Source organism: Streptomyces sp. NPDC031274, from assembly GCF_055570235.1.
Window position 1 is genome coordinate 1 of sequence record NZ_JBVIHP010000381.1, and the last position, 1,143, is coordinate 1,143.

At 69.3% G+C, this 1,143-nt stretch carries 1 protein-coding gene and 1 pseudogene; one reads left to right on the forward strand and one right to left on the reverse strand.

The window, feature by feature from the left end; genetic code table 11:
- Positions 1-681 (reverse strand): ANTAR domain-containing protein (locus ACZ5CR_RS46530; RefSeq protein ID WP_468870104.1); only part of this gene is annotated, 681 nt, incomplete at its 3' end.
- Positions 682-842: 161 nt separating this feature from the next.
- Between ACZ5CR_RS46530 and ACZ5CR_RS46535 the strand changes: the two are divergent.
- Positions 843-1,143, forward strand: a pseudogene (locus ACZ5CR_RS46535) (glycoside hydrolase family 6 protein); the annotation flags it as partial.

Below are 1,143 nucleotides of genomic sequence, written 5' to 3' on the forward strand. Positions count from 1 at the left end.
CTCAATGACCAGCTGTTCTCTACGCGCGTACCGCCGCAGTACGTCAAAGGCATCGTCCACGCCGGTCTGCCAGCGTTCGGCGAGTATGCCCTTGGCCTGTTCGATGCGGATGCGGCTGGTGAGGGCGGTCTGGAGCTGGGTGGCGAGGATCCGATACTCCGTGTAGGCGCGGCGGTTGTGCAGACCCACCGCGGCGGCGTCGGCGATCGCCTGCGCCAGGCGCAGCTCCCCGTCGGTGTGCAGGGCCTGGGACGTCTCGGGCACGAAGACGTTGAGCGCGCCGAGCAGGGTCTCGCGCTGTCGCAGCGGAACCGCGTACGTCGCCGCGATGCCGTGGCGGCGGGCCAGTGCCGTGAACTCCGGCCAGCGCTCGGTGGGTTCGGCTGCCGTGAGGCGCACCGGCGGCACGGGCAGACCCGAGCCGAGGCTCTCCACGCAGGGTCCACCGCTCTGTTGGGCCCCCAGCAGGTCGAGTGCCAGGTCCCATGGATGGCCGCCGGCGCAGACCGAGTAGGAGCCGGAACCGTCGAAGACGACCCCGGCGGCGGTGGCGCCGAGCAGCTCCACGCAGTGGCCCGCGAGGCGGCTCAGATAGCGCTCCGGGTCGAAGTCGTCGTCCAGGGTGTTCGCGGTCTCCACCAGGACTTCGGCCAGCCGTAGTTCAGAGGTGTGATCCCGCATGATCTCCTCCCCATGAGCGCCACCCCGCCCACTGCGCCTACCCCCCGGCGCCGAGCTGTAACAGCTCTCCAACAGGTCTCCGCAGCCGACGGGCGGGCCTCGTGGGCCGGGAGTGCGTATGTCAGGATTGAGAATCGGACAGTGCACCCAAGGGGGAGTGGATGTACCACAAAGGCACCGGCCGCGGTCATCGGATCGCGACCAGGGGGGTGAAGGCTGCGGCGGCGTTTGCGGGGGCGGCGCTGCTGCTGTCGGGGTGCTCCTCCGATGACGGCTCGGGCAACGAGGAGTCGTCGGGGAAGCCCGTCAAGCAACAGCCGAAGGACACCGACCCGTACTGGGTCAACCCGGACGGGAACGCGGCCAAGCAGGTCGCCACGTACGAGAAGGACGGGAAGAAGGACGACGCGGAGCTGATCCGCAAGATCGCCGAACAGCCCGTCGCCGAATGGATCATCCCGG